Raw genomic sequence first — 19,406 nt, 5'->3', positions numbered from 1 at the left:
GCACCCACCCGCCATGAAACGTCGCTATCTGGTCTCCCTGGCCTTGTGCAGCGCCCTGCTGGCCGCCTGTTCCGACAAACCTGCGGACGCCACCGCCACCGGTTTCTCGGGCATCGACATCACGGGTGCGGACTACGCCACCGGCTTCTCGCTGACCGACCACAACGGCCAGGCGCGCACGCTGGCGGACTTCAAAGGCAAGGTGGTGGTGATCTTCTTTGGCTACACCCAATGTCCGGACGTGTGCCCGACCTCCATGAGCGAAATGGCACAGGCCAAACAGCTGCTGGGGGCGGACGGGGACAAGCTGCAGGGCCTGTTCGTCAGCGTCGACCCGGAACGGGACACGCCCGAGGTCATGAAGGAGTACATGGGCAGCTTCGACCCCACGTTTCTCGCGCTCTACGCGCAGCCTGACAAGCTGCCCGAGGTCGCCAAGAGCTTCCGCATCTACTACAAGAAGGTCGACGGCAAGACACCGACGAGCTACACCATGGACCACTCGGCGGGCAGCTATGTCTACGACACCCAGGGTCGTTTGCGGCTGTACCACCGCTATGGCAGCGGCGCGCCGGCGCTTGCCGGCGACCTGAAGAAGCTGCTGGCCGAGGGCGGGCTCTGATCAGTCGACCTGGGCGCCGCTGAGCTTGACCATGCGCTCGTACTTGCCGCGCTCTTTCTGCAGAAAGGCTTCAAACGCCTGAGGCGTGCTGGGCGCCGGTTCGGCCAGCAGGCGCGCAAACTGGGCCTTGACCTCGGGTGTGCCGAGCGCGGCAGTGAACGCGCTGTTGAGCTTGCGCACGGTCTCGGCAGGCGTGCCCGCGGGGGCAATCAGCCCCCACCAGGTGTCCACTTCAAAGCCGGGCAGGGTCTCGGCCATCGGCGGCACCTCCGGCAGCATGGCGCTGCGCTGCGCCGTGGTCACGGCCAGCGCGCGCAGCTTGCCGGCGCGGATGTTGGCGGCGGCGGTGGCCAGGTTGTCGATGTTGAAATCCACCTGCCCCGAAAGCAGGGCCAGCTGCGCCGGGTTGCCGCCGTTGTAGGGGATGTGGACCACGAAGATGCCGGCCTGGTTCTTCGGCAGCTCGCCCGCCAGGTGACCGGCGCTGCCGTTGCCGCCCGACCCGTAGTTGAGCTTGCCGGGGTTGGCCTTGGCGTAGCGGATGAGGTCGGCCAGGCTGCGGATGTTCAGCCGCTGCGCCGTTTCGGCGTTCATCACCAGCACATTGGGCACGCGCAGCATCTGCGTGACCGGGGCGAAGTCCTTGGCCGGGTCGTAGGGCAGTTTGCTGAACAGCCAGGGGTTGATGCCGTGCGAGGCCGTGGTGGCGATGCCCAGCGTGTGGCCGTCGGGCGCAGCCCGGGACACGGCGCTGACGCCGATGTTGCCGCCGGCACCGGGCCGGTTTTCGACGATCACCGTGCCCAGCGAATCCTTGACCGCCTCTGCCAGGATGCGCGCGGTCACGTCGATCGGGCCGCCGGCGCCGAACGGAACGATGATGCGGGTGGGCTTGTCGGCCTGTGCCATCGACAGCGCAGGGAGCGCGAGGGCCGCGGCGGCGGCCAGGGCCATGACGTGGCGGCGGGTGCTCACAGCTTGTCCTTGGCGCTGGTGAACGAGTCGGCGTAGAACGCTTCTTCGGGCAGGTCGGCGGCCAGGTAGTCGCGCTTGGCCGACTCCACCACGATCGGCGCGCCACAGGCGTACACCTCGTGACCCGAGAGGTCGGGCGTGTCCTCCACCACCGCGCGGTGCACGAAGCCGGTGCGACCGGTCCAGGCGTCCTCGGGCAGCGCGTCGGAGATCACCGGCACGTAGCGCAGGTTGGGCATGCTGGCCAGCTGTTCCTCGATCCAGGCCGACTGGTAGAGGTCGGCCGGGCGGCGGCCACCCCAGTAGAGCGTGGCCGGCCGCGTGATGCCCTTGTGGCGCATGTGTTCGATGATGGCCTTGATGGGCGCGAAGCCAGTGCCCGAGGCCAGCAGCACCATGGGCTTGTCGCTGTCCTCGCGCAGGTAGAAGCCACCGTAGGGTCCTTCGACGCGCAGGATGTCCTTTTCCTTCATGGCTCCGAACACATGGTCGGTGAACTTGCCGCCGGGCATGTGGCGGATGTGCAGCTCGACCTGCGGGCCCGCGGCCTGGGTGTGCGGTGCGTTGGCCATCGAGTAGCTGCGGCGGTCGCCGTCGCGCAGCAGGAACTCGACGTACTGGCCGGCGTGGTACTGGAAGGTGTCGGCCGCCGGCAGCTGCAGCTTCATCACGATCACGTCGTGCGAGGCGCGTTCCAGGCTGATCACGCGCACCGGCATCTTCTTGATCGGGAACGCGCCCGCTTCGGTGACCTGGCGCGACTCCAGCACCACGTCGCTCTGCGCGACGCCGCAGCAGGTGAGGATGTAGCCCGAGGCTTCCTCTTCTGCGCTCAGAGCCTTGGCCTGGTGCGGGCCGTGGGCCACGCTGCCGCTGACGAGCTTGCACTTGCAGGAGCCGCAGGCGCCGTCCTTGCAGCCGTAGGGCAGGCCGATGCCCTGGCGGATGCCGGCCGCGAGAATGGCTTCGCCGGATTCGGTGCTGAACTGTCGGCCGCTGGGCTGGACGGTGATGCTGAAGGTCATGGTGAACAGGCTACAGTGGTTGGGATGAACGGGCGCTGAACCGCGGGCGCCCCCGCAGGCAACCCGCCATTTTCCCAAATTCGAATCCATGACATTTCTTGGTGCCCTTCCAGCCCGTTTCCGCCGCGAACGGGTGCTCATCATCGGCTGCGGTGACGTGGGCCAGCGCGCCGCGCGCGAGCTCGGTGGCGGGCGGCGCGCCCGTCTGCTGGCGCTGACCTCGAACCCCGACAATGCCGCCGCCTTGCGAGGCCAGGGCATCACGCCCCTGATCGGCAACCTGGACCGGCCGGCCGACCTGCAGCGCCTGGCCGGCCTGGCCACCCGCGTGCTTCACCTGGCACCGCCACCGTCCGAAGGGCAGACCGACTGGCAGGCCGACGCGAGAACCCGGTCCCTTGTGCGCACCCTGGCCCGCCGGTCGCCGCCGACTTCGCTGGTCTACGGTTCCACCACCGGGGTGTATGGCAATTGCGAGGGCCGCTGGGTGGACGAGTCGGCGCCCACCCGGCCGCTGACTCCGCGCGCCTGGCGCCGTGTGGACGCCGAGGCGTCGGTGCACTGGCTGGGGCGTGCACTGGGCGTGCGCATCAGCGTGCTGCGCATACCGGGCATCTACGCGCCCGATCGCGCGGGCGGCACACCGCAGGAGCGCCTGCGCCGCGGCACACCGGTGCTCCGGCCCGAGGACGACGTCTACACCAACCACATTCACGCCGACGACCTGGCGCGCGCCTGCGTGCTGGCGCTCTGGCGTGGCAAGCCCCGGCGCACCATCAATGTGGTCGACGACACCGAGCTGAAGATGGGCGACTACTTCGACTTCGCGGCCGATCTGTACGGCCTGCCCAGGCCGCCGCGCGTCGCGCGCGACGCTGCAGGCGACCAGCTGCCGATGGTGCTGCTGAGCTTCATGAGCGAGTCGCGCCGCCTGCACAACCGGCGCATGAAGACCGAGCTGGGCCTGCGGCTGCGCTACCCCACGGTGGCGCAGGGCTTGCGCGTCTGAGACTGGATGGCGCCGTCAGCGTGGCCCCATGGTCCAGAGCAGCCAGAGCGTGTAAGCCCCGTAGACACCGAGCAGACCGCCGGCCTCCCAGCGGTTGATGCGGCCCGGCCCGCGCCGCCCGCGCCCCATCAGGTAGAGCAGCACGGTGAGGCCGGCCATCACCGGCAGGTCGCGCGTGAGGGCGGCCGACTCCACGTCCATGGGCGCGATGGTGCCGGCCAGCCCCACCACCGCCAGCGTGTTGAACAGACCCGACCCCAGCACGTTGCCCAGGGCGATGTCGTCCTCACCCTTGCGCGCGGCGGCCACGCACGAGGCCAGTTCGGGCAGCGAGGTGCCGATGGCCACCACGGTCAGGCCGATCACCAGGTCGCTGATGCCCAGGTCCTGGGCGATCTCCACCGCGCCCCAGACCAGCAGGCGCGAGCTGGCCACCAGCACCACCAGGCCCAGAACCAGCCACAGCATCGCACGCGACAGCGGCAGGGCGCCGGCCTTCAGCTCGGTGGCGGTCTCCTCTGCCAGCGCGTCGTCGCCATGGGTCCTGGCTTCGCGGATGGACCAGACCATCAGCGCTGCGAACGCCGCCAGCAGCACCAGCGCGTTGGCGCGCGAGAGGGTCAGGTCCCAGACCAGCAGGGCCGAGAGCGCGGTTACCGCCATGAGCAGGGGCAGTTCCTTGCGCAGCACCACCGACCGCACCTGGATCGGCGCGATCAGTGCGGTCACGCCCAGGATCAGGCCCATGTTGACGATGTTCGATCCCCAGGCGTTGCCCAGCGCCAGCGCAGGATTCCCCTGTGAGGCCGCAATGACCGAGACCACCAGTTCCGGTGCCGATGTGCCAAAACCCACGATGACCATGCCCACCAGCAGGGGCGGCACTGCGAAGTGCTGGGCGGTCGCGGAGGCACCTTCTACGAAACGGTCTGCGCTCCAGATCAGCAGAAGCAGTCCGGCGATCACGGCGGCAATGGGCAGCAGCATGGGCATGGTGTGGGTGTTGGACAATGCCCATTGTCTCAGCGCCACCCTGCACCCACCGACCCCATGTCGCACGACCTGAACCAACGGCCTTCGCACCAGCGCGACTTCTGGGGCTCACCCTGGCGCGCTCGTCTGGGGCTGACGGCGCTGGCGGTGGCGTTCATGCTCCTGATGCTCTGGCTGTGGCGCCCCTGGCTGCTGCTGCCCGGCACCCAGCCACTGGTGATGGCCGGCGGCGACCCCTACCTGCGGGCGCTGATGCGCACCATCTCAGCCAGCGAGTCCAATGTCATGCGCCCCTACAACGTGCTGTACGGCGGCGACTACGTGGGCTCCCTGGAGCGGCATCCCAACCGCTGCGAGTCGATCGGCCAGGGGCCGAACCGGGGCAACTGCTCCACCGCGGCGGGCCGCTACCAGCTGCTCTACAGCACCTGGCTGGAGCTGGCCGCGCGCTACCACCCGGAGCGCACCGAGGATGCGCTGGACGCCACCGGCCTGAGCTTTGCGCCCGTGTACCAGGATGTGGTCGTGCACGCCTGGCTGCAGGAGGGGCGCTGGGGCAATGTCTCGGCCCAGTTGCGCCAGGGCCGCATCCAGCCGGTGTTGCGCCGGCTCTCGGGTACATGGACCAGCCTGGGCTATGGCATCGAGAACAACAGCATGTCCCGCGAGCTGCCTCGGGTGTACCGGCAGATGCTGGAAGAGGAGCTGGCCAGCGCCGAGGCGCCTGCTGAGAGCGCCAAAACAAAAGGCCGCCCGGCAAGTGCGGGGCGGCCCTGAAAGCTGGTGCCCGGGGTCGGACTCGAACCGACACACCATCTCTGGCGGGGGATTTTGAATCCCCTGCGTCTACCGATTTCGCCACCCGGGCGGGTGTCATGGAAAGCCTGAAATTATGGCACAGTGGGGTGCATGAACTACCCGACCATTGAAGACGCCATCGGCCGCACGCCGCTGGTCGCGCTGCAACGCATCGGCTCGGAGATGCTCCGCGCGCGGGGCAACGTGATCCTGGGCAAGCTCGAAGGCAACAACCCGGCCGGTTCGGTGAAGGACCGGCCCGCACTGTCGATGATCAAGCGCGCCGAGGAGCGCGGCGATATCAAGCCCGGCGACACGCTGATCGAGGCGACCTCGGGCAACACCGGCATCGCACTGGCCATGGCCGCGGCCATCAAGGGCTACCGCATGGTGCTGATCATGCCTGAGGACCTGTCCATCGAGCGCGCCCAGACCATGAAGGCCTTTGGTGCCGAGCTCATCCTCACGCCCAAGAGCGGCGGCATGGAGTACGCGCGCGACCTGGCCGACAAGATGGAGAAGGACGGCAAGGGCCGCGTGCTCGACCAGTTCGCCAACGCCGACAACCCGCGCATCCACTACGAGACCACCGGACCCGAACTGTGGGAGCAGACCGGCGGGCGCATCACGCACTTTGTCAGCGCCATGGGCACCACCGGGACCATCACCGGCGTCTCTCGCTTCCTGAAGGAAAAGAACCCGGCCGTCCGCATCATTGGCGCCCAGCCCAGCGAGGGCTCGCGCATCCCGGGCATCCGCAAGTGGCCGCAGGAGTACCTGCCCAAGATCTACGACCCGTCGGGCGTGGATGAACTTGTGCTGGTGGGGCAGTCGGACGCCGAGGAGATGTGCCGCCGCCTGGCGCGCGAAGAGGGTATCTTTGCGGGCATTTCGGCCGCCGGTGCGTGCTGGGTGGCGCAGCAGATCGCGGCGCAGGTCGAGAACGCCACCATCGCCTTCATCGTCTGCGACCGCGGCGACCGTTACCTCTCGACCGGCGTGTTCCCGGCCTGAGGCCGTTGCCCGCCATGACCGCCGAGTACCGGTTCTGTCCCTGCTGCGCCGCGCCGCTGGCGCTGACCGCGGCGCAGGAAGACGGCGGACTGAAGCACCGCCTGCGCTGCACGGCCTGCGACTTCACCCACTGGAACAACCCGACACCCGTGCTGGCCGCCATCGTGCAGGTGGGTGACAAGGTCCTGCTGGCTCGCAACGCCGCCTGGCAGCACCGCATGTTCGCGCTGATCACCGGCTTCATGGAGGTGGGCGAAACGCCGGAAGAGGGCATCCGGCGCGAGATCGCCGAAGAAACCGGGCTGACCGTGACGGCCTTGAAGCTGATCGGCGTGCACGATTTCCAGCGCATGAACCAGGTCATCATCACCTACCACGCGCTCGCTGAAGGCGAGATCGTGCTGTCCCCGGAGCTGGCCGAATACAAGCTGCTCGCGCCGGAACAGGTCCGGTGCTGGCCGGCCGGAACTGGCTTTGCCTTGGCCGACTGGCTGCGCTCGATAGGCATCGAGCCCCAGTTCATGGAGGTCCCGGCGGCGTGACTTTTCTTCGTACAAATTGATACATTTTTTGATTTCTGTCACCCTTCCTGTTTAAAATTCGCTCTCCGAGGATTCCTTCATGAACGCCACCAAAGAACTTGACGCCCGCGGCCTGAACTGCCCGCTGCCCATCCTGAAGGCCAAGAAGGCCTTGGCGGACATGACCAGTGGCCAGACGCTGAAGGTGATCGCCACCGACGCCGGATCGGTCCGCGACTTCCAGGCCTTTGCCAAGCAGACGGGCAACGAACTCGTGGAGCAGCAGACCGAAGGCTCCGACTTCATCACGGTGCTCAAACGCCGCTGATCTGGGCCACCATGGTTGCGGCACCCCGCAATCGACGGCCCGACGACCATGGAAGTCCTGCTCCTCGATCCCCTTGTTCCTGAAGCCCTGTCCTGGCTGCAGGAACGCCACGCCGTGACGCTGGCCCCGGAGCTGGCAGACGACCCCATGGCGCTGCGCAAGCAGGTCTACAAGACCAAGGCACTGGTGCTGCCCTCGCATGTGGTCGTCTCGCGCGAGTTTCTCGATTTCGCGCCCCTCATGAAGGTGGTGGCGCGCATGCAGATCTCCACCGAAAACACCGACCTGGAGGCCTGCGCGCAGCGCAACATCCGGGTGATCCAGGCGCGCAGCGCCACGGTGCGCTCGAACGCGGAGTACCTGCTCTATGGCCTGCTCATGCTCTACCGGCGTGGCATGGTCAGTGCCCTCCTGGGGCGCAAGCTGGCGCAGGTGCGCATGGGCCGGGAGCTCTATGGCAGCACCGTGGGTCTGCTGGGCCTGGCCCCCGTGGCCCACACCCTGGCACCCATGCTCAAGGGACTGGGCGTGCGTCTGCTCGGTTACGACCCGGCGGTGCACCAGGCCGCACCGATCTGGAACAAGCTGGGCATCGAATACATCCCGGTCAACGAGTTGCTGGCGCGCAGCGACGCCGTGTCGCTGCAGATGGTCTACGCCTCCCGGTTCAAGGGCTGGATCAACGAACGCCTGCTCAACCACTGCAAGCCCGGTCAGCTGTGGGTGGGGTTGAGCCGCAGTTCGCTGTTCGAGCCCGAGGCGCTGGCGCTGGCGCTGACGGATGGCCGGATCGACGCCTGCCTGCTGGACGGGGCGCACCCCCAGTTCGCCGGGCCCGGCACCCCGCTGCACAACATCCCCAACCTGCACCTCACACCCCGGCTGGGGTCGCACACCCGCGAAGCCAAGCTGCGCGCCAGCTGGTACGTGGCGCACCGCATCCACGAAACCCTGTCGCCAGCGGTGGGGCGGGGCCAGGCCCAGGTCAGCGACTTCTCCGTGCTCGACAGCCTGGACAGCTCGCAGGACCCGGAGTGGCCGCCGGTCGACTCGGGCTCCCAGTGGGCCGAGATCTCCCGGGGCGAGGAGCGACCGGGCTGAGACCCGGTCGCTGGTGCGTCAGAGCCGCGCCAGCTGCTCGCGCACCTTGGTCAGCGTGGCGCTGAAGTCGGCCACGCGCTTCTTCTCCTGCTCGATCACGGCCGGCGGTGCCTTGGCCACGAAGGCCTCGTTGCCCAGCTTGGCGTTCGCCTTGGCGATTTCGCCCTCCAGGCGCGCGACTTCCTTGGTCAGACGGGCCTTCTCGGCGGCCACGTCGATTTCCATGAACAGGCACAGGCGGGCCTCGCCGACCACGGCCACCGGTGCGGCCTGCGCGGCGGCGGCCCAGCTCGCCTCGTCGTCGAACACCTTGACCTCGGCCAGCTTGGCCAGACCCTGCAGAACCGCCGCGTTGGCGCGCATGAACTCGGCATCGCCGACCACGAACATCGGCAGGCGGGTGGCGGGCGACACGTTGAGCTCGCCGCGCAGCGTGCGGCAGGCATCCACCAGGCTCTTGAGCTTGGCGACCTGGGCTTCGGCCGCTTCGTCGATGCGCTCGGGCTGGCTCACCGGGTAGGCCGCCACGCTCACCGAGGCGCCCTCACGACCGGCCACGGGTGCGACCTTCTGCCACAGCTCTTCGGTGATGAACGGGATGATCGGGTGCGCCAGGCGCAGGATGGTCTCCAGCGTGCGGATCAGGGTGCGGCGGGTGGCGCGTTGCTGCGCTTCGTTGCCTGTCTGGATCTGCACCTTGGCGATTTCCAGGTACCAGTCGCAGAACTCGTTCCAGACGAAGTCGTAGATCGCGTTGGCCACGTTGTCCAGGCGGTACTCGGCAAAGCCCTGTGCGACCTCGGCCTCGACGCGCTGCAGGCGCGAGACGATCCAGCGGTCGGCGTGGCTGAAGCTCATGTAGCCGTGCGCCTTGCCGCCCACGTCGCAGTCGGCCTTGGTGTGCTCCATCAGGCCGCAGTCGTGGCCTTCGCAGTTCATCAGCACGAAGCGGGTGGCGTTCCAGAGCTTGTTGCAGAAGTTGCGGTAGCCCTCGCAGCGTTTGCTGTCGAAGTTGATGCTGCGGCCCAGCGAGGCCAGGGCGGCGAAGGTGAAGCGCAGCGCGTCGGCGCCATAGGCCGGGATGCCTTCGGGGAATTCCTTCTCGGTCTGCTTGCGCACCTTGGGCGCCGTCTCGGGCTTGCGCAGGCCGGTCGTGCGCTTGTCCAGCAGCGGGGCGAGCGAGATGCCGTCGATCAGGTCCACCGGGTCGAGCACGTTGCCTTCGGACTTGCTCATCTTCTGGCCCTGCGCGTCGCGCACCAGACCGTGGATGTAGACGTCCTTGAACGGCACGCGGCCGGTGAAGTGGGTCGTCATCATGATCATCCGGGCCACCCAGAAGAAGATGATGTCGTAGCCCGTCACCAGCACGCTGCTGGGCAGGTAGAGGTTGTAGTCGTCGATGGCGGCGTCGGTCTGGTTCGGCCAGCCCATGGTGCTGAACGGCACGAGGGCCGACGAGTACCAGGTGTCGAGCACGTCTTCGTCGCGCGTGAGCACCTTGCCCGCGCCGGCCTGGGCCTGGGCTTCTTCAAGGTTGCGCGCCACATAGACCTGGCCCTGCTCGTCGTACCAGGCCGGGATCTGGTGGCCCCACCAGAGCTGGCGCGAGATGCACCAGTCCTGGATGTTGTTCATCCACTGGTTGTAGGTGTTGACCCAGTTCTCGGGCACGAACTTCACCTGGCCCGAGGCCACGGCGTCGATGGCTTTCTGCGCGATGCTCTTGCCGGTCGGGTCCTGGTCGCTGACCTTGCTCATGGCCACGAACCACTGGTCGGTCAGCATGGGTTCGACCACCTGGCCGGTGCGGGCACAGCGCGGCACCATCAGCTTGTGCTTCTTCACCTCGACCAGCAGGCCCTCGGCCTCCAGCTGCGCGACGATCTGCTTGCGCGCAACGAAGCGGTCCAGGCCCACGTAGGCGGCGGGAATGTCCGCCGCTTCGTCGGCCGACACCTTGGCTTCCAGGCTGAAGATGGTCAGCATCGGCAGGCCGTGGCGCTGGCCGACCTGGTAGTCGTTCGGGTCGTGTGCGGGCGTGACCTTCACCACACCGGTGCCGAAGGCCTTGTCCACATAGGCGTCGGCAATCACCGGCACGAGGCGGCCGGTGATGGGCAGCTTCACCTGCTTGCCAATCAGATGCGTGTAGCGCTCGTCCTCCGGGTGCACCATCACGGCGGTGTCGCCCAGCATGGTTTCCGGCCGGGTGGTGGCCACCACCAGCGACTCATCGGAGCCGTCGATGGGGTAGCGGATGTGCCATAGCGAGCCGTCTTCCTCTTCGCTTTCCACCTCCAGGTCGGACACGGCCGACATCAGCACCGGGTCCCAGTTGACCAGGCGCTTGCCGCGGTAGATCAGGCCCTGCTGGTAGAGCTTGACGAAGGTCTCGGTCACCACGGTGGACAGCTTCTCGTCCATGGTGAAGTACTCGCGGCTCCAGTCCACGCTGTCGCCCATGCGGCGCATCTGCGTAGTGATGGTGTTGCCCGACTGCTCCTTCCACTCCCAGACCTTGGCGACGAAGTTCTTGCGGCCCAGGTCGTGGCGGCTGATCTTCTGTTCCTGCAGCTGGCGCTCCACCACGATCTGCGTGGCGATGCCGGCGTGGTCGGTGCCCGGAATCCACGCGGTGTTGAAGCCACTCATGCGGTGGTAGCGCGTGAGCGAGTCCATGATGGTCTGGTTGAACGCGTGGCCCATGTGCAGCGTGCCCGTCACGTTGGGCGGCGGCAGCTGGATGGCGAAGTTCTTGCCCGCGGCGGCGGCTTCGGCACTGGGCGCCGAGGTGCCGCGGAAGCCCGCCACGCCGTAGCCGCGCTGCTCCCATTCGGGGCCCCAGTGGGCTTCGAGCGCGGCGGGCTCGAAGGACTTGGACAGGCTGTTCAGACCGGGTTGCTGCAGGGTGTCGGGAGCGTCGGGCATGGGGTGGGGGCGCAGAAAGTGCAACGGCGCCCCGCAGGGCGCCGTCGGGTGGGTGTTCGGGAAGCCCCCGATTTTATTCGAGGGTGTCTCTTGCGGCGGCGACGCAGTCGGCCAGCACCTGGGCATTGCCGACCTGGTTGGCCAGCAGCAGGATCAGGCGCGCATTGAGCAGCTCGGACTGCTCGCGCGAGAGGCCCTGGTGGGCGTCGAGCAGGCGCTCGTAGAAGCCGTCTGCGTCCTGGAAGTTCGGGGCGGTGTTCATGCGGATCTCCAAGGGGTTTCAGCGCAGGCCGAGTGAGCGTTCGAGGGCGGCGACCAGGCGACCATCGATGCGCTCGCCGCTGGCGGCGAGGTAGCCGTCGGGCCGGACCAGCGCCCAGCCCGTGCCGGCCAGCTGGCAGGCGGCGCGCAGATGCCGTTCGGGGTCGCGCACCTGCTCCACCGCCTGGGCACGTTCGCGGCCGACCGGGACCTGCACCGCGCGCATCGGCGCGCCGGCCGTCAGCGTCTTGAGGCGCTGCAGGTCGGCGCGGCCGAGCGGGCCGAAGGCCAGCAGCAGCAGGTCGCCGCCGGCCCAGTTCAGCAGGTCGTTGACGCAGCCCGCCGAACCGTTGGCCCAGCGCAGCGCGACGTTCTGCACCGACTGCCCGGCCGCGCAACCCTCGGCGTAGGTGCAGGCGCGCGAGCGCGAATACGGGTTGGCGACCGCCATGCGGCCGGTGTTCATCAGCGTGCGGGCGAATGGGTGTTTCTTCGCCAGGCCGATGGCGGCGTTCCGGAACAGGCGCTCCACACCGTCGGCCGGGCGCAGGAAGCGCGCGGTGCGGTTGGTCACCAGCACGTTCTGCTGCGCGGCCTCCAGGCGTTCATCTCCGTAGCTCTCCAGCAGCGCGGGGTGGGCGCGGCCGCGCCACACCGCGGCGAGCTTCCAGGCCAGGTTGTCGGCATCGGCCACACCGGTGTTGCCGCCGCGTGCGCCAAAGGGGCTGACCACCTTGGCCGAGTCGCCCATGAAAAACACCCGGCCTTCGCGCATGCGGTGCACGCACTCGCTGCGGTAGGCGTAGGGACCGACCCAGACGATCTCGACCTCGGTGTCGGGCCCGAACTGGCGCGCCAGCCGCTCCCGCACCACGTCCTCGCGGCTCACGTATTCGGGGTCGGCGTTGGGTGCCATCTGGTAGTCGATGCGCCAGACGTCGTCGGCCATCAGGTGCTGCCAGACGGCGCGGTTCTCGTTGAATGGCGCCTCGACCCAGGTGTGGCGCTCGACGGGCGGGCGTTTGGTGAAGCGCACGTCGGCGATGCACCAGCGGTCGTCGCCGCGTTTGCTGGTGAACGGCACCTGCAGCCACTGGCGCAGCGGACTGTGCGAACCGGTGGCGTCGATGACGTGATCGGCTTCGACGGTGTACGTGCCGGCGGGCGTTTCGACGGTGAGGGTGGCGAAGTCGGCGTTCTGTTCGAAGGCGGTCAGGCGGTTTTGCCAGCGCAGCTCGACGTGACCGAGTTCGGCGATGCGCTCGACCAGAAAGCCCTCGATGTAGAACTGCTGGATGTTGATGAAGGGCGGCTGCTGCGAGAGGTTGTAGCCGCCCTGCTGCTTGAGGTCGAAGCTGTAGACCTCGTCCTCGCCGGCGAAGGTGCGGCCGACGCTCCACTGGATGCCTTTGGCGGCGATGCGGTCGTACAGCCCCAGGCGCTGGAAGATTTCGAGCGATTTCTGGGTGTAGCAGATGCCGCGGGAGGAGGCGCCCTTGACGCCGACGGTGTTGTCTTCGTCGAGCAGGATGGCGGGCACGCCCAGGTTTGCTAGGGAGCAGGCGAGGGTGAGGCCGGTGATGCCACCGCCGACGATGACCATGGGGTGTCGTCTGGTCTGGCTGTCGTTGAGTTCGGGTGGGGGAACGAAGGGGTACTCGGGCAGTTGGTAACCACTGCCTTGGGTGAACTCGTAGCTGTTGGTGTGGGCGGCTTGCTTGTATGCCGTTGGTGTCACGGGTGTCTCCTGTCTGTGTTCTGTTTTTCTCTCATCGACCTCGCGGGCCCGGAAGTGCCGGGTGCACTGTTCCGCTCATGTCCCCCGGCCCGGCTGCGCCGGGCCTCCTCCTTTACTTCGCTACACAGTACACCCGGCACTTCCAGGCAGAAGGACTGTGTGCGCGAACTGTTGGCGCTCCATTTAGTGTGGTGAGGGCTGGGGTGACCGGCGCAGCGAGGTAAAGGAGGAGCCAGCGGCGCAGCCGCTGGCGGGGGACACGAGCGGAGCCGCTGGCGGGGGACACGAGCGGAGCCGGTCACCCCAGCCCTCGCCACACGGAGCACCGCCAAAGCCAAAGCCATCTGAGCGCAGGTCAGGACGAAGCGGGCACAAACTCCGGCCGGTCATTCGCCTGCGGCTTCAATGGCGCAGCGACCCCACCAGCCGCCCGCTCCTTGCGCCACTGCTCCTTGCGCGCATTCCATTCCGCCAGCCGTGCATGCGCCGTCTTGCTCTCCTCCAGCATCTGGAACTCGTCCGCCAGCTGCGCCGTCAGCTCCAGCCGGATGCCGTTCGGGTCGAAGAAATAGATGCTCTTGAAGATGTGGTGATCCGTCACCCCCAGCACCTCGATCCCGTGCGCCTGCAGCCGCGCCTTCGTGTTCTCCAACTCCTGCACCGTGTTCACCCGGAAGCTGATGTGGTTCACCCACTTCGGCGTGTTCGGCGACGGCTCGGCCGCCACGTCGTCGCCCAGGTCGAAGAAGGCGATGAACGAACCGTCCTGCAGGCGGAAGAAAAAGTGCGTGTACGGGCAGTACTCGCCTGTGCTGGGCACGTAGTCGCTCTGGATGATGTGATACAGCGGCAGGCCCAGGATGTCCTCGTAGAAATGCCGCGTCTCTTCGGCATCGCGTGCCCGGTAGGCGTAGTGGTGCAGCTGCTGCACCGGAGCGGGCGGGGGCAGGGTGGCGTTCATGGAGTCTCCTGTTCTATCGTGAAGTTCCGCAATGTTGAATGCATTTAACAAAACGAAATCTTATCGGGCATCCGACACCGGGTCAGTGTGAGGGTTTTCCTGAGGGGTGTCGACCCAGTTGAGAGTGGTTATCAATGGCTCCCTCTGAATAGCTTTGAACAATTCGTCACATAGCCTGCGGCAATTTGACGGACGGAAGGGGGCGGCGTACGGTCTGCCTGTCACAGACCTCCCCGCCGCCTGGCGGGCGGGCTGGGCGCTTCCTCAACCCACGAGACAAGGAGATACCCATGGCCGCATTGAAAGGCTCGAAAACCGAGCAGTGCCTGAAGGACGCCTTCGCCGGCGAATCCCAGGCCAACCGCCGCTACCTGTACTTCGCAAACAAGGCCGACGTGGAAGGCCAGAACGATGTGGCGGCCCTGTTCCGCTCCACCGCCGAAGGCGAAACCGGTCACGCGCACGGTCACCTGGAGTTCCTGGAGCAGTCAGGCGACCCGGCCACCGGTCTGCCCATCGGCAGCACCCGCCAGAACCTGGCCTCCGCTGTGGCCGGCGAAACCCACGAGTACACCGACATGTACCCGGGCATGGCCAAGACCGCGCGCGAAGAAGGCTTTGACGAGATCGCCGACTGGTTCGAGACCCTGGCCAAGGCCGAGCGTTCGCACGCCAACCGCTACCAGAAGGCTCTGAACGAGCTGGTGGACTGATCCCTTGCGCGCCGCACCCGCGGCGCGTTTTTGAAAGCGTTCTGCCTGGCCGAGCGCTTTCAAAAACCCACGAGCCAACCCGCACAGACGAGGACAAGAGACATGGCCACCGAAGGCAACCTGCAGGCGCCGACGCGCCATCCGCTGGACTGGAAGAACCCCGACTTCTATGACGAGGAGAAGTGCTTCCACGAGCTGGAGCGCATCTTCGACATCTGCCACGGCTGCCGGCGCTGTGTGAGCCTGTGCGGCTCGTTCCCGACCCTGTTCGACCTGGTGGACGAGAGCAGCACCATGGAAGTCGATGGGGTCGCCAAGCAGGACTACTGGAAGGTGGTGGACCAGTGCTACATGTGCGACCTCTGCTACATGACCAAGTGCCCGTACACGCCGCCGCACGAGTGGAACCTGGACTTCCCGCACACCATGCTGCGCGCCAAGGCCATCAAGTTCAAAAAGGGTGAGGTCAAGACCAGCGAGAAGCTGCTGGCCTCCACCGACGTGCACGGCCAGTTCGCCGGCATTCCCATCGTGGTGCAAGTGGTCAACGCGGTGAATAAGACCAAGGCCGCGCGCGGCGTGATGGAAAGCGCCATGGGCGTGGACAAGGACGCCTGGCTGCCCGATCTGGCGACCCAACGCTTCCGCTGGGCCGCGCCCGGCGCCAAGGCCAGCAAGGTGGTCGACGGCGAGAAGACGCCCGGCAAGGTCGCCATCTTCTCCACCTGCTACATCAACTACAACGAGCCTGGCATCGGCCTGGACCTGCTCAAGATCCTCGACCACAACGACATCCCGTACACCATCGTCGAGAAGGAAAAATGCTGCGGCATGCCCAAGCTGGAACTGGGCGATCTGGACTCGGTGCAGGCCAGCAGGGAAGCCAACATCCCGATGCTGGCGAAGTACGCGCGCGACGGCTTTGCCATCCTCGCCGCCGTGCCCAGCTGCGCGCTGATGTTCAAGCAGGAGATCCCGCTCATGTTCCCCGACGACGCCGACACGCAGCTCGTCAAGGAACACATGTGGGACCCGTTCGAGTACCTCATGGCGCGCAAGCGCGACGGCCTGCTCAAGACCGAGTTCCCCCAGAAGCTCGGCAACATCAGCTACCAGATCCCCTGCCACGGCCGGGTGCAGAACATCGGCCGCAAGACCGAAGAGATGCTCAAGATGATCCCGGAGACCACGGTCAACACCATCGAGCGCTGCTCGGGCCATGCCGGCACCTTCGGCGTCAAGAAAGGCACGCACCAGCAGGCGATGAAGATCGGCAAGCCGGTGTTCAAGGCCATGGCCACCATGAAGGACGGCAGCAAGCCCGACTACATCAGCTCCGACTGCCCGCTGGGCGGCCACCACATCGCGCAGGGTTTTGAAGTGAACGGCCACGGGGCGCCTGAGCTGCAACACCCGCTGTCGCTCGTGGCCCGCGCCTATGGCCTGAAGTGAGGACCACACCATGCAACTGACCGGACACATCACCCCCGACAACCTGATGAGCCTGGAGGCCTACAGCAAGTGGCGCAAGGTTCACAAGCCCGAGGTCATCGCGCACCGCAAGCTGCGCAGCGTGCAGCTCGGCGAACACTTGAACCTGCAGTTCGAAAGCGAGACCACCATCCGCTACCAGATCCAGGAGATGCTGCGCATCGAGAAGATCTTCGAGGAAGAGGGCATCCAGCAGGAGATCGAGGCCTACGCACCGCTGGTGCCCGACGGCAGCAACTGGAAGGCGACGATGATGATCGAGTACATCGACGTCAACGAGCGCAAGCGCGAACTCGCGCGCCTGATCGGCGTGGAAGACCGCATGTTCGTCGAGGTCGAAGGCTACGAACGTGTCTACGCCATCGCCGATGAAGACCTGGACCGCGAGAACGAGCAGAAGACCAGCGCGGTGCACTTCGTGCGCTTCGAGTTCACGCCTGCCATGCGCGCTGCGATCCAGGCCGGCGCGGCCGTCAAGCTCGGCTGCGACCACACGAACTACCCCGCGCACCTGCAGATTCCGGCCGAGACGCTGGCGAGTTTGGCGGGGGATCTGAAGTAAGTCTCAGGCGCGGGGCCAGCTCGACCAGTCCGGATCGCGCGGGGCCTCCAGTGACAGCGCTTCGCCGCTGACCGGGTGATGCAGCGCCAGGTGGCTCGCATGCAGCCACAGCCGCTGCACCCCGAGAAACGCCGCCACCGCCCGGTTCAACGGCCCCTTTCCGTGCGTCGCGTCGCCGATGATCGGGTGGGCGATGTGCTTCATGTGGCGCCGCAGCTGGTGGCGGCGGCCGGTGAGTGGTTGCAGTTCCACCAGGGCGCAGCGGGTGGTCGCAAAGCTGCCTTGCGGAATCGGCAGCTCGTAGCGCTCCAACGTCCTGAACCGGGTTTGCGCTTCCTGCACCTCTTCACGTTCGACGCGCATGTCGTCGGGCATGCGCTTGAGCGGATAGTCGATCAGGCCGGCGTCGGCGGGCCAGCCGCGCACGATGGCGTGGTAGGTCTTGGTGATGCCCTCGCCGGATTCGAAGGCTCTGCCGAGCTGGCTGGCCGTGGCCGCGTCCAGTGCGAACAGCAGCACGCCACTGGTGCCTTTGTCGAGCCGGTGCGCCGGCCAGACCTGCCGGCCGATCTGGTCGCGCAGCAGCTGCACCGCAAAGCGGGTCTCGCCCGCGTCCAGCCCGGTGCGGTGCACCAGCAGGCCGGGCGGTTTGTCGATGGCGATCAGGTGGTCGTCGCGGTGCAGGATGCGCAGCATGGGGCCGATTGTCCGGCGACAGATGGCCCTGGATGCCACGGGTACACTCGGTTTTCCCTGTTTTTCCCCCTGGAATACCATGCTCCGACGCGTCCCGACCCTCGCTGCGCTGGCCTTTTCTTTGCTGCTGGCCGCCTGCGGCAAGCAGGGCGTGGAGCTGGGTGAGGGCGGCTCCGTCGTCAAGGGTTCGGCTGGCCCGGACGGCGCCAGCAACGCCGCCACCGAGCTCAAGACCTGCGCGGCGCCGGTGGCGGTGGTTGCGCTGATGGAGAACCCCAACGGGTATGTCGGCATTGGCCGCGGCGGCCTGCCTGATTCCCCCCTGCCGCTGGTGCGCGTGATGATGCAGCAGAGTGGGTGCTTCCGCATCGTCGACCGGCACTCGGGCCTGAACGCCACCGTCAAGGAGCAGGACCTCAAGGAGTCCGGCGTGCTGCGCCAGGACGACACCACGGTCAAGAAGGGCCGCGGCATCGTGGCGCAGTACACCCTGGTGCCCAGCCTGACGTTTTCCGAGCAGGACGCGGGCCGCCAGATCGGCGGCATCCTGGCGCAGATTCCGGGCCTGAACGTGATCGCCGGTGCGGCCGAGAACGTCAAGCTCAAGGAAGCTCAAGTTGTGCTGCTGCTGACCGACAACGAAACCACGGAGCAACTTTCTGCCGCCACCGGCGCCGCACGCAGCACCGATCTGGGCATCGGTGGCCTGGCCATCGGCAAGGCCGGCGGCGCAGGCGGTCTGGGCTGGAGCAACACCAACGAGGCCAAGGTGATAGCAGCGGCCTTCCTGGACGCGCACAACCACCTGGTCGATGAGGTGCAGCGCCTGGTCGAGAAGCCGCTGCCCGAACCTGTGCCCACCAAGAAGAAGGCTGGCTGAGCCACCATGCTGTTTGTCATTTCCCCTGCCAAGGCGCTCGACTACGAGACGCCGGCCCACATCAAGACCTTCACGCAACCGCTGTTCGTGGAACAGGCGAGCGCGCTGATCGCCGTGCTGCGCGAGAAGTCGCCGCAGCAGGTGGCCGATCTGATGGACCTGTCGGACCAGCTCGCGGGCCTGAACGCCGCGCGCTACCAGGCCTGGTCGCCCAAATTCACCGCCAAGAACTCCAAGCAGGCCGTGCTGGCCTTCGACGGCGACGTGTATGGCGGACTGGATGCGAAGACGCTGAACGAAGGCGAGCTGGACTGGCTGCAGCAGCACCTGTGCATCCTCAGCGGCCTGTACGGCGTGCTGCGCCCGCTGGACCGCATGCAGCCCTACCGGCTGGAGATGGGCACGCGGCTCAAGACCGACAAGGGCGGCAACCTCTACCGCTTCTGGGGCAGCCAGATCGCCGACTACCTCAATGGCCGCGCCCGCGCCGACAAGAGCCCGGTGCTGGTCAACCTGGCCAGCGAGGAATATTTCAAGGCGGTCGACCTCAAGGCGCTGCAGCCGCGTGTGGTGAACTGCGTGTTCGAAGAGAAAAAGGGCGCCCAATACAAGATCGTGAGCTTCTTCGCCAAGCGCGCGCGCGGCCTGATGGTGCGCTACGCGCTGCAGCACCGGGCGGCCACGCCCGAGCAGCTCAAGGGCTTCGACCTGGAGGGCTACCGCTTCGCGCCAGACGCCAGCGGGCCCGACCGTTTCGTGTTCCGGCGCGACCAGGGCGCCTGACCGC

Annotated in this window: 20 protein-coding genes and 1 tRNA gene; 12 read left to right on the top strand and 9 right to left on the bottom strand. The window is 67.0% G+C overall.

The window, feature by feature from the left end; genetic code table 11:
• Nucleotides 1–13: 13 nt before the first annotated feature.
• A complete protein-coding gene (locus HFL01S_RS05435) occupies nucleotides 14–622 on the top strand; it encodes an SCO family protein (RefSeq protein ID WP_084383105.1) in 609 nt (202 codons plus the stop codon).
• On the opposite strand, the gene HFL01S_RS05430 is transcribed toward HFL01S_RS05435, so the two are convergent.
• Nucleotides 623–1,576 carry a Bug family tripartite tricarboxylate transporter substrate binding protein gene (locus HFL01S_RS05430; RefSeq protein ID WP_066256022.1) on the bottom strand — a complete coding sequence of 318 codons (954 nt, stop codon included), beginning with the start codon at nucleotides 1,574–1,576 and terminating at the stop codon, nucleotides 623–625.
• Between the two features lie 17 nt (nucleotides 1,577–1,593).
• Complete coding sequence (locus tag HFL01S_RS05425) at nucleotides 1,594–2,622, bottom strand: CDP-6-deoxy-delta-3,4-glucoseen reductase (RefSeq protein ID WP_066255757.1); 1,029 nt, start codon at nucleotides 2,620–2,622, stop codon at nucleotides 1,594–1,596.
• 88 nt (nucleotides 2,623–2,710) lie between these two features.
• Here HFL01S_RS05425 and HFL01S_RS05420 point away from each other — a divergent pair, with 88 nt between their 5' ends.
• Nucleotides 2,711–3,631: an SDR family oxidoreductase gene (locus tag HFL01S_RS05420; RefSeq protein WP_066255755.1), complete on the top strand. Its 921-nt coding sequence runs from the start codon at nucleotides 2,711–2,713 to the stop codon at nucleotides 3,629–3,631.
• 15 nt (nucleotides 3,632–3,646) lie between these two features.
• Here HFL01S_RS05420 and HFL01S_RS05415 read toward each other — a convergent pair whose 3' ends face one another.
• On the bottom strand, nucleotides 3,647–4,642 hold the full coding sequence (locus HFL01S_RS05415; protein WP_245644740.1) for a calcium/sodium antiporter: 996 nt from the start codon (nucleotides 4,640–4,642) through the stop codon (nucleotides 3,647–3,649).
• A gap of 6 nt (nucleotides 4,643–4,648) precedes the next feature.
• On the opposite strand from HFL01S_RS05415, the gene HFL01S_RS05410 reads away from it, so the two are divergent.
• Nucleotides 4,649–5,401, top strand: coding sequence for a glycoside hydrolase family 24 protein (locus tag HFL01S_RS05410; protein WP_218008598.1), 753 nt, complete (start codon nucleotides 4,649–4,651; stop codon nucleotides 5,399–5,401).
• Between the two features lie 4 nt (nucleotides 5,402–5,405).
• On the opposite strand, the gene HFL01S_RS05405 is transcribed toward HFL01S_RS05410, so the two are convergent.
• Nucleotides 5,406–5,492, bottom strand: a tRNA-Leu gene (locus tag HFL01S_RS05405).
• A gap of 41 nt (nucleotides 5,493–5,533) precedes the next feature.
• On the opposite strand from HFL01S_RS05405, the gene cysM reads away from it, so the two are divergent.
• From cysM to HFL01S_RS05385, 4 genes are all read left to right on the top strand, one after another.
• Entirely contained in the window at nucleotides 5,534–6,436 is a 903-nt protein-coding gene (gene cysM / locus HFL01S_RS05400; RefSeq protein ID WP_066255753.1) for a cysteine synthase CysM, read from the top strand.
• Between the two features lie 14 nt (nucleotides 6,437–6,450).
• Nucleotides 6,451–6,978 carry an NUDIX domain-containing protein gene (locus HFL01S_RS05395; protein WP_066255750.1) on the top strand — a complete coding sequence of 176 codons (528 nt, stop codon included), beginning with the start codon at nucleotides 6,451–6,453 and terminating at the stop codon, nucleotides 6,976–6,978.
• 79 nt (nucleotides 6,979–7,057) lie between these two features.
• The gene (locus HFL01S_RS05390; protein WP_066255748.1) at nucleotides 7,058–7,285 is read left to right on the top strand and encodes a sulfurtransferase TusA family protein; all 228 of its coding nucleotides are present in this window, start codon (nucleotides 7,058–7,060) and stop codon (nucleotides 7,283–7,285) included.
• Between the two features lie 48 nt (nucleotides 7,286–7,333).
• A complete protein-coding gene (locus tag HFL01S_RS05385; protein ID WP_066255746.1) occupies nucleotides 7,334–8,386 on the top strand; it encodes an NAD(P)-dependent oxidoreductase in 1,053 nt (350 codons plus the stop codon).
• 18 nt (nucleotides 8,387–8,404) lie between these two features.
• On the opposite strand, the gene HFL01S_RS05380 is transcribed toward HFL01S_RS05385, so the two are convergent.
• From HFL01S_RS05380 to HFL01S_RS05365, 4 genes are all read right to left on the bottom strand, one after another.
• Entirely contained in the window at nucleotides 8,405–11,317 is a 2,913-nt protein-coding gene (locus HFL01S_RS05380) for a valine--tRNA ligase (RefSeq protein WP_066255743.1), read from the bottom strand.
• Between the two features lie 73 nt (nucleotides 11,318–11,390).
• Complete coding sequence (locus HFL01S_RS05375; protein ID WP_066255740.1) at nucleotides 11,391–11,579, bottom strand: DUF2783 domain-containing protein; 189 nt, start codon at nucleotides 11,577–11,579, stop codon at nucleotides 11,391–11,393.
• Nucleotides 11,580–11,597: 18 nt separating this feature from the next.
• Nucleotides 11,598–13,316, bottom strand: a complete 1,719-nt coding sequence (locus tag HFL01S_RS05370; RefSeq protein WP_066255739.1) for an FAD-dependent monooxygenase — start codon at nucleotides 13,314–13,316, stop codon at nucleotides 11,598–11,600.
• Between the two features lie 355 nt (nucleotides 13,317–13,671).
• On the bottom strand, nucleotides 13,672–14,277 hold the full coding sequence (locus HFL01S_RS05365) for a VOC family protein (protein WP_066255735.1): 606 nt from the start codon (nucleotides 14,275–14,277) through the stop codon (nucleotides 13,672–13,674).
• Nucleotides 14,278–14,567: 290 nt separating this feature from the next.
• Between HFL01S_RS05365 and HFL01S_RS05360 the strand changes: the two genes are divergently transcribed.
• From HFL01S_RS05360 to HFL01S_RS05350, 3 genes are all read left to right on the top strand, one after another.
• On the top strand, nucleotides 14,568–14,990 hold the full coding sequence (locus tag HFL01S_RS05360) for a rubrerythrin family protein (protein ID WP_066158576.1): 423 nt from the start codon (nucleotides 14,568–14,570) through the stop codon (nucleotides 14,988–14,990).
• Between the two features lie 102 nt (nucleotides 14,991–15,092).
• Entirely contained in the window at nucleotides 15,093–16,442 is a 1,350-nt protein-coding gene (locus tag HFL01S_RS05355) for a (Fe-S)-binding protein (protein ID WP_066255732.1), read from the top strand.
• A gap of 10 nt (nucleotides 16,443–16,452) precedes the next feature.
• Nucleotides 16,453–17,043, top strand: coding sequence for a DUF3501 family protein (locus HFL01S_RS05350; protein ID WP_066255730.1), 591 nt, complete (start codon nucleotides 16,453–16,455; stop codon nucleotides 17,041–17,043).
• Between the two features lie 3 nt (nucleotides 17,044–17,046).
• Here HFL01S_RS05350 and HFL01S_RS05345 read toward each other — a convergent pair whose 3' ends face one another.
• Nucleotides 17,047–17,739, bottom strand: coding sequence for a pseudouridine synthase (locus HFL01S_RS05345; protein WP_066255727.1), 693 nt, complete (start codon nucleotides 17,737–17,739; stop codon nucleotides 17,047–17,049).
• Between the two features lie 79 nt (nucleotides 17,740–17,818).
• Here HFL01S_RS05345 and HFL01S_RS05340 point away from each other — a divergent pair, with 79 nt between their 5' ends.
• Together HFL01S_RS05340 and yaaA are read left to right on the top strand one after the other, a co-directional pair.
• Entirely contained in the window at nucleotides 17,819–18,619 is an 801-nt protein-coding gene (locus tag HFL01S_RS05340) for a CsgG/HfaB family protein (protein WP_066255725.1), read from the top strand.
• A gap of 6 nt (nucleotides 18,620–18,625) precedes the next feature.
• Entirely contained in the window at nucleotides 18,626–19,402 is a 777-nt protein-coding gene (gene yaaA, locus HFL01S_RS05335; RefSeq protein ID WP_066255723.1) for a peroxide stress protein YaaA, read from the top strand.
• Nucleotides 19,403–19,406 lie beyond the last annotated feature (4 nt).

The sequence above is a fragment of the Hydrogenophaga flava NBRC 102514 genome (genome assembly GCF_001571145.1).
GTDB lineage: Bacteria > Pseudomonadota > Gammaproteobacteria > Burkholderiales > Burkholderiaceae_C > Hydrogenophaga > Hydrogenophaga flava.
Note: the sequence above shows the minus strand (reverse complement) of the source record. Positions and strands in the feature narration are given on the sequence as shown.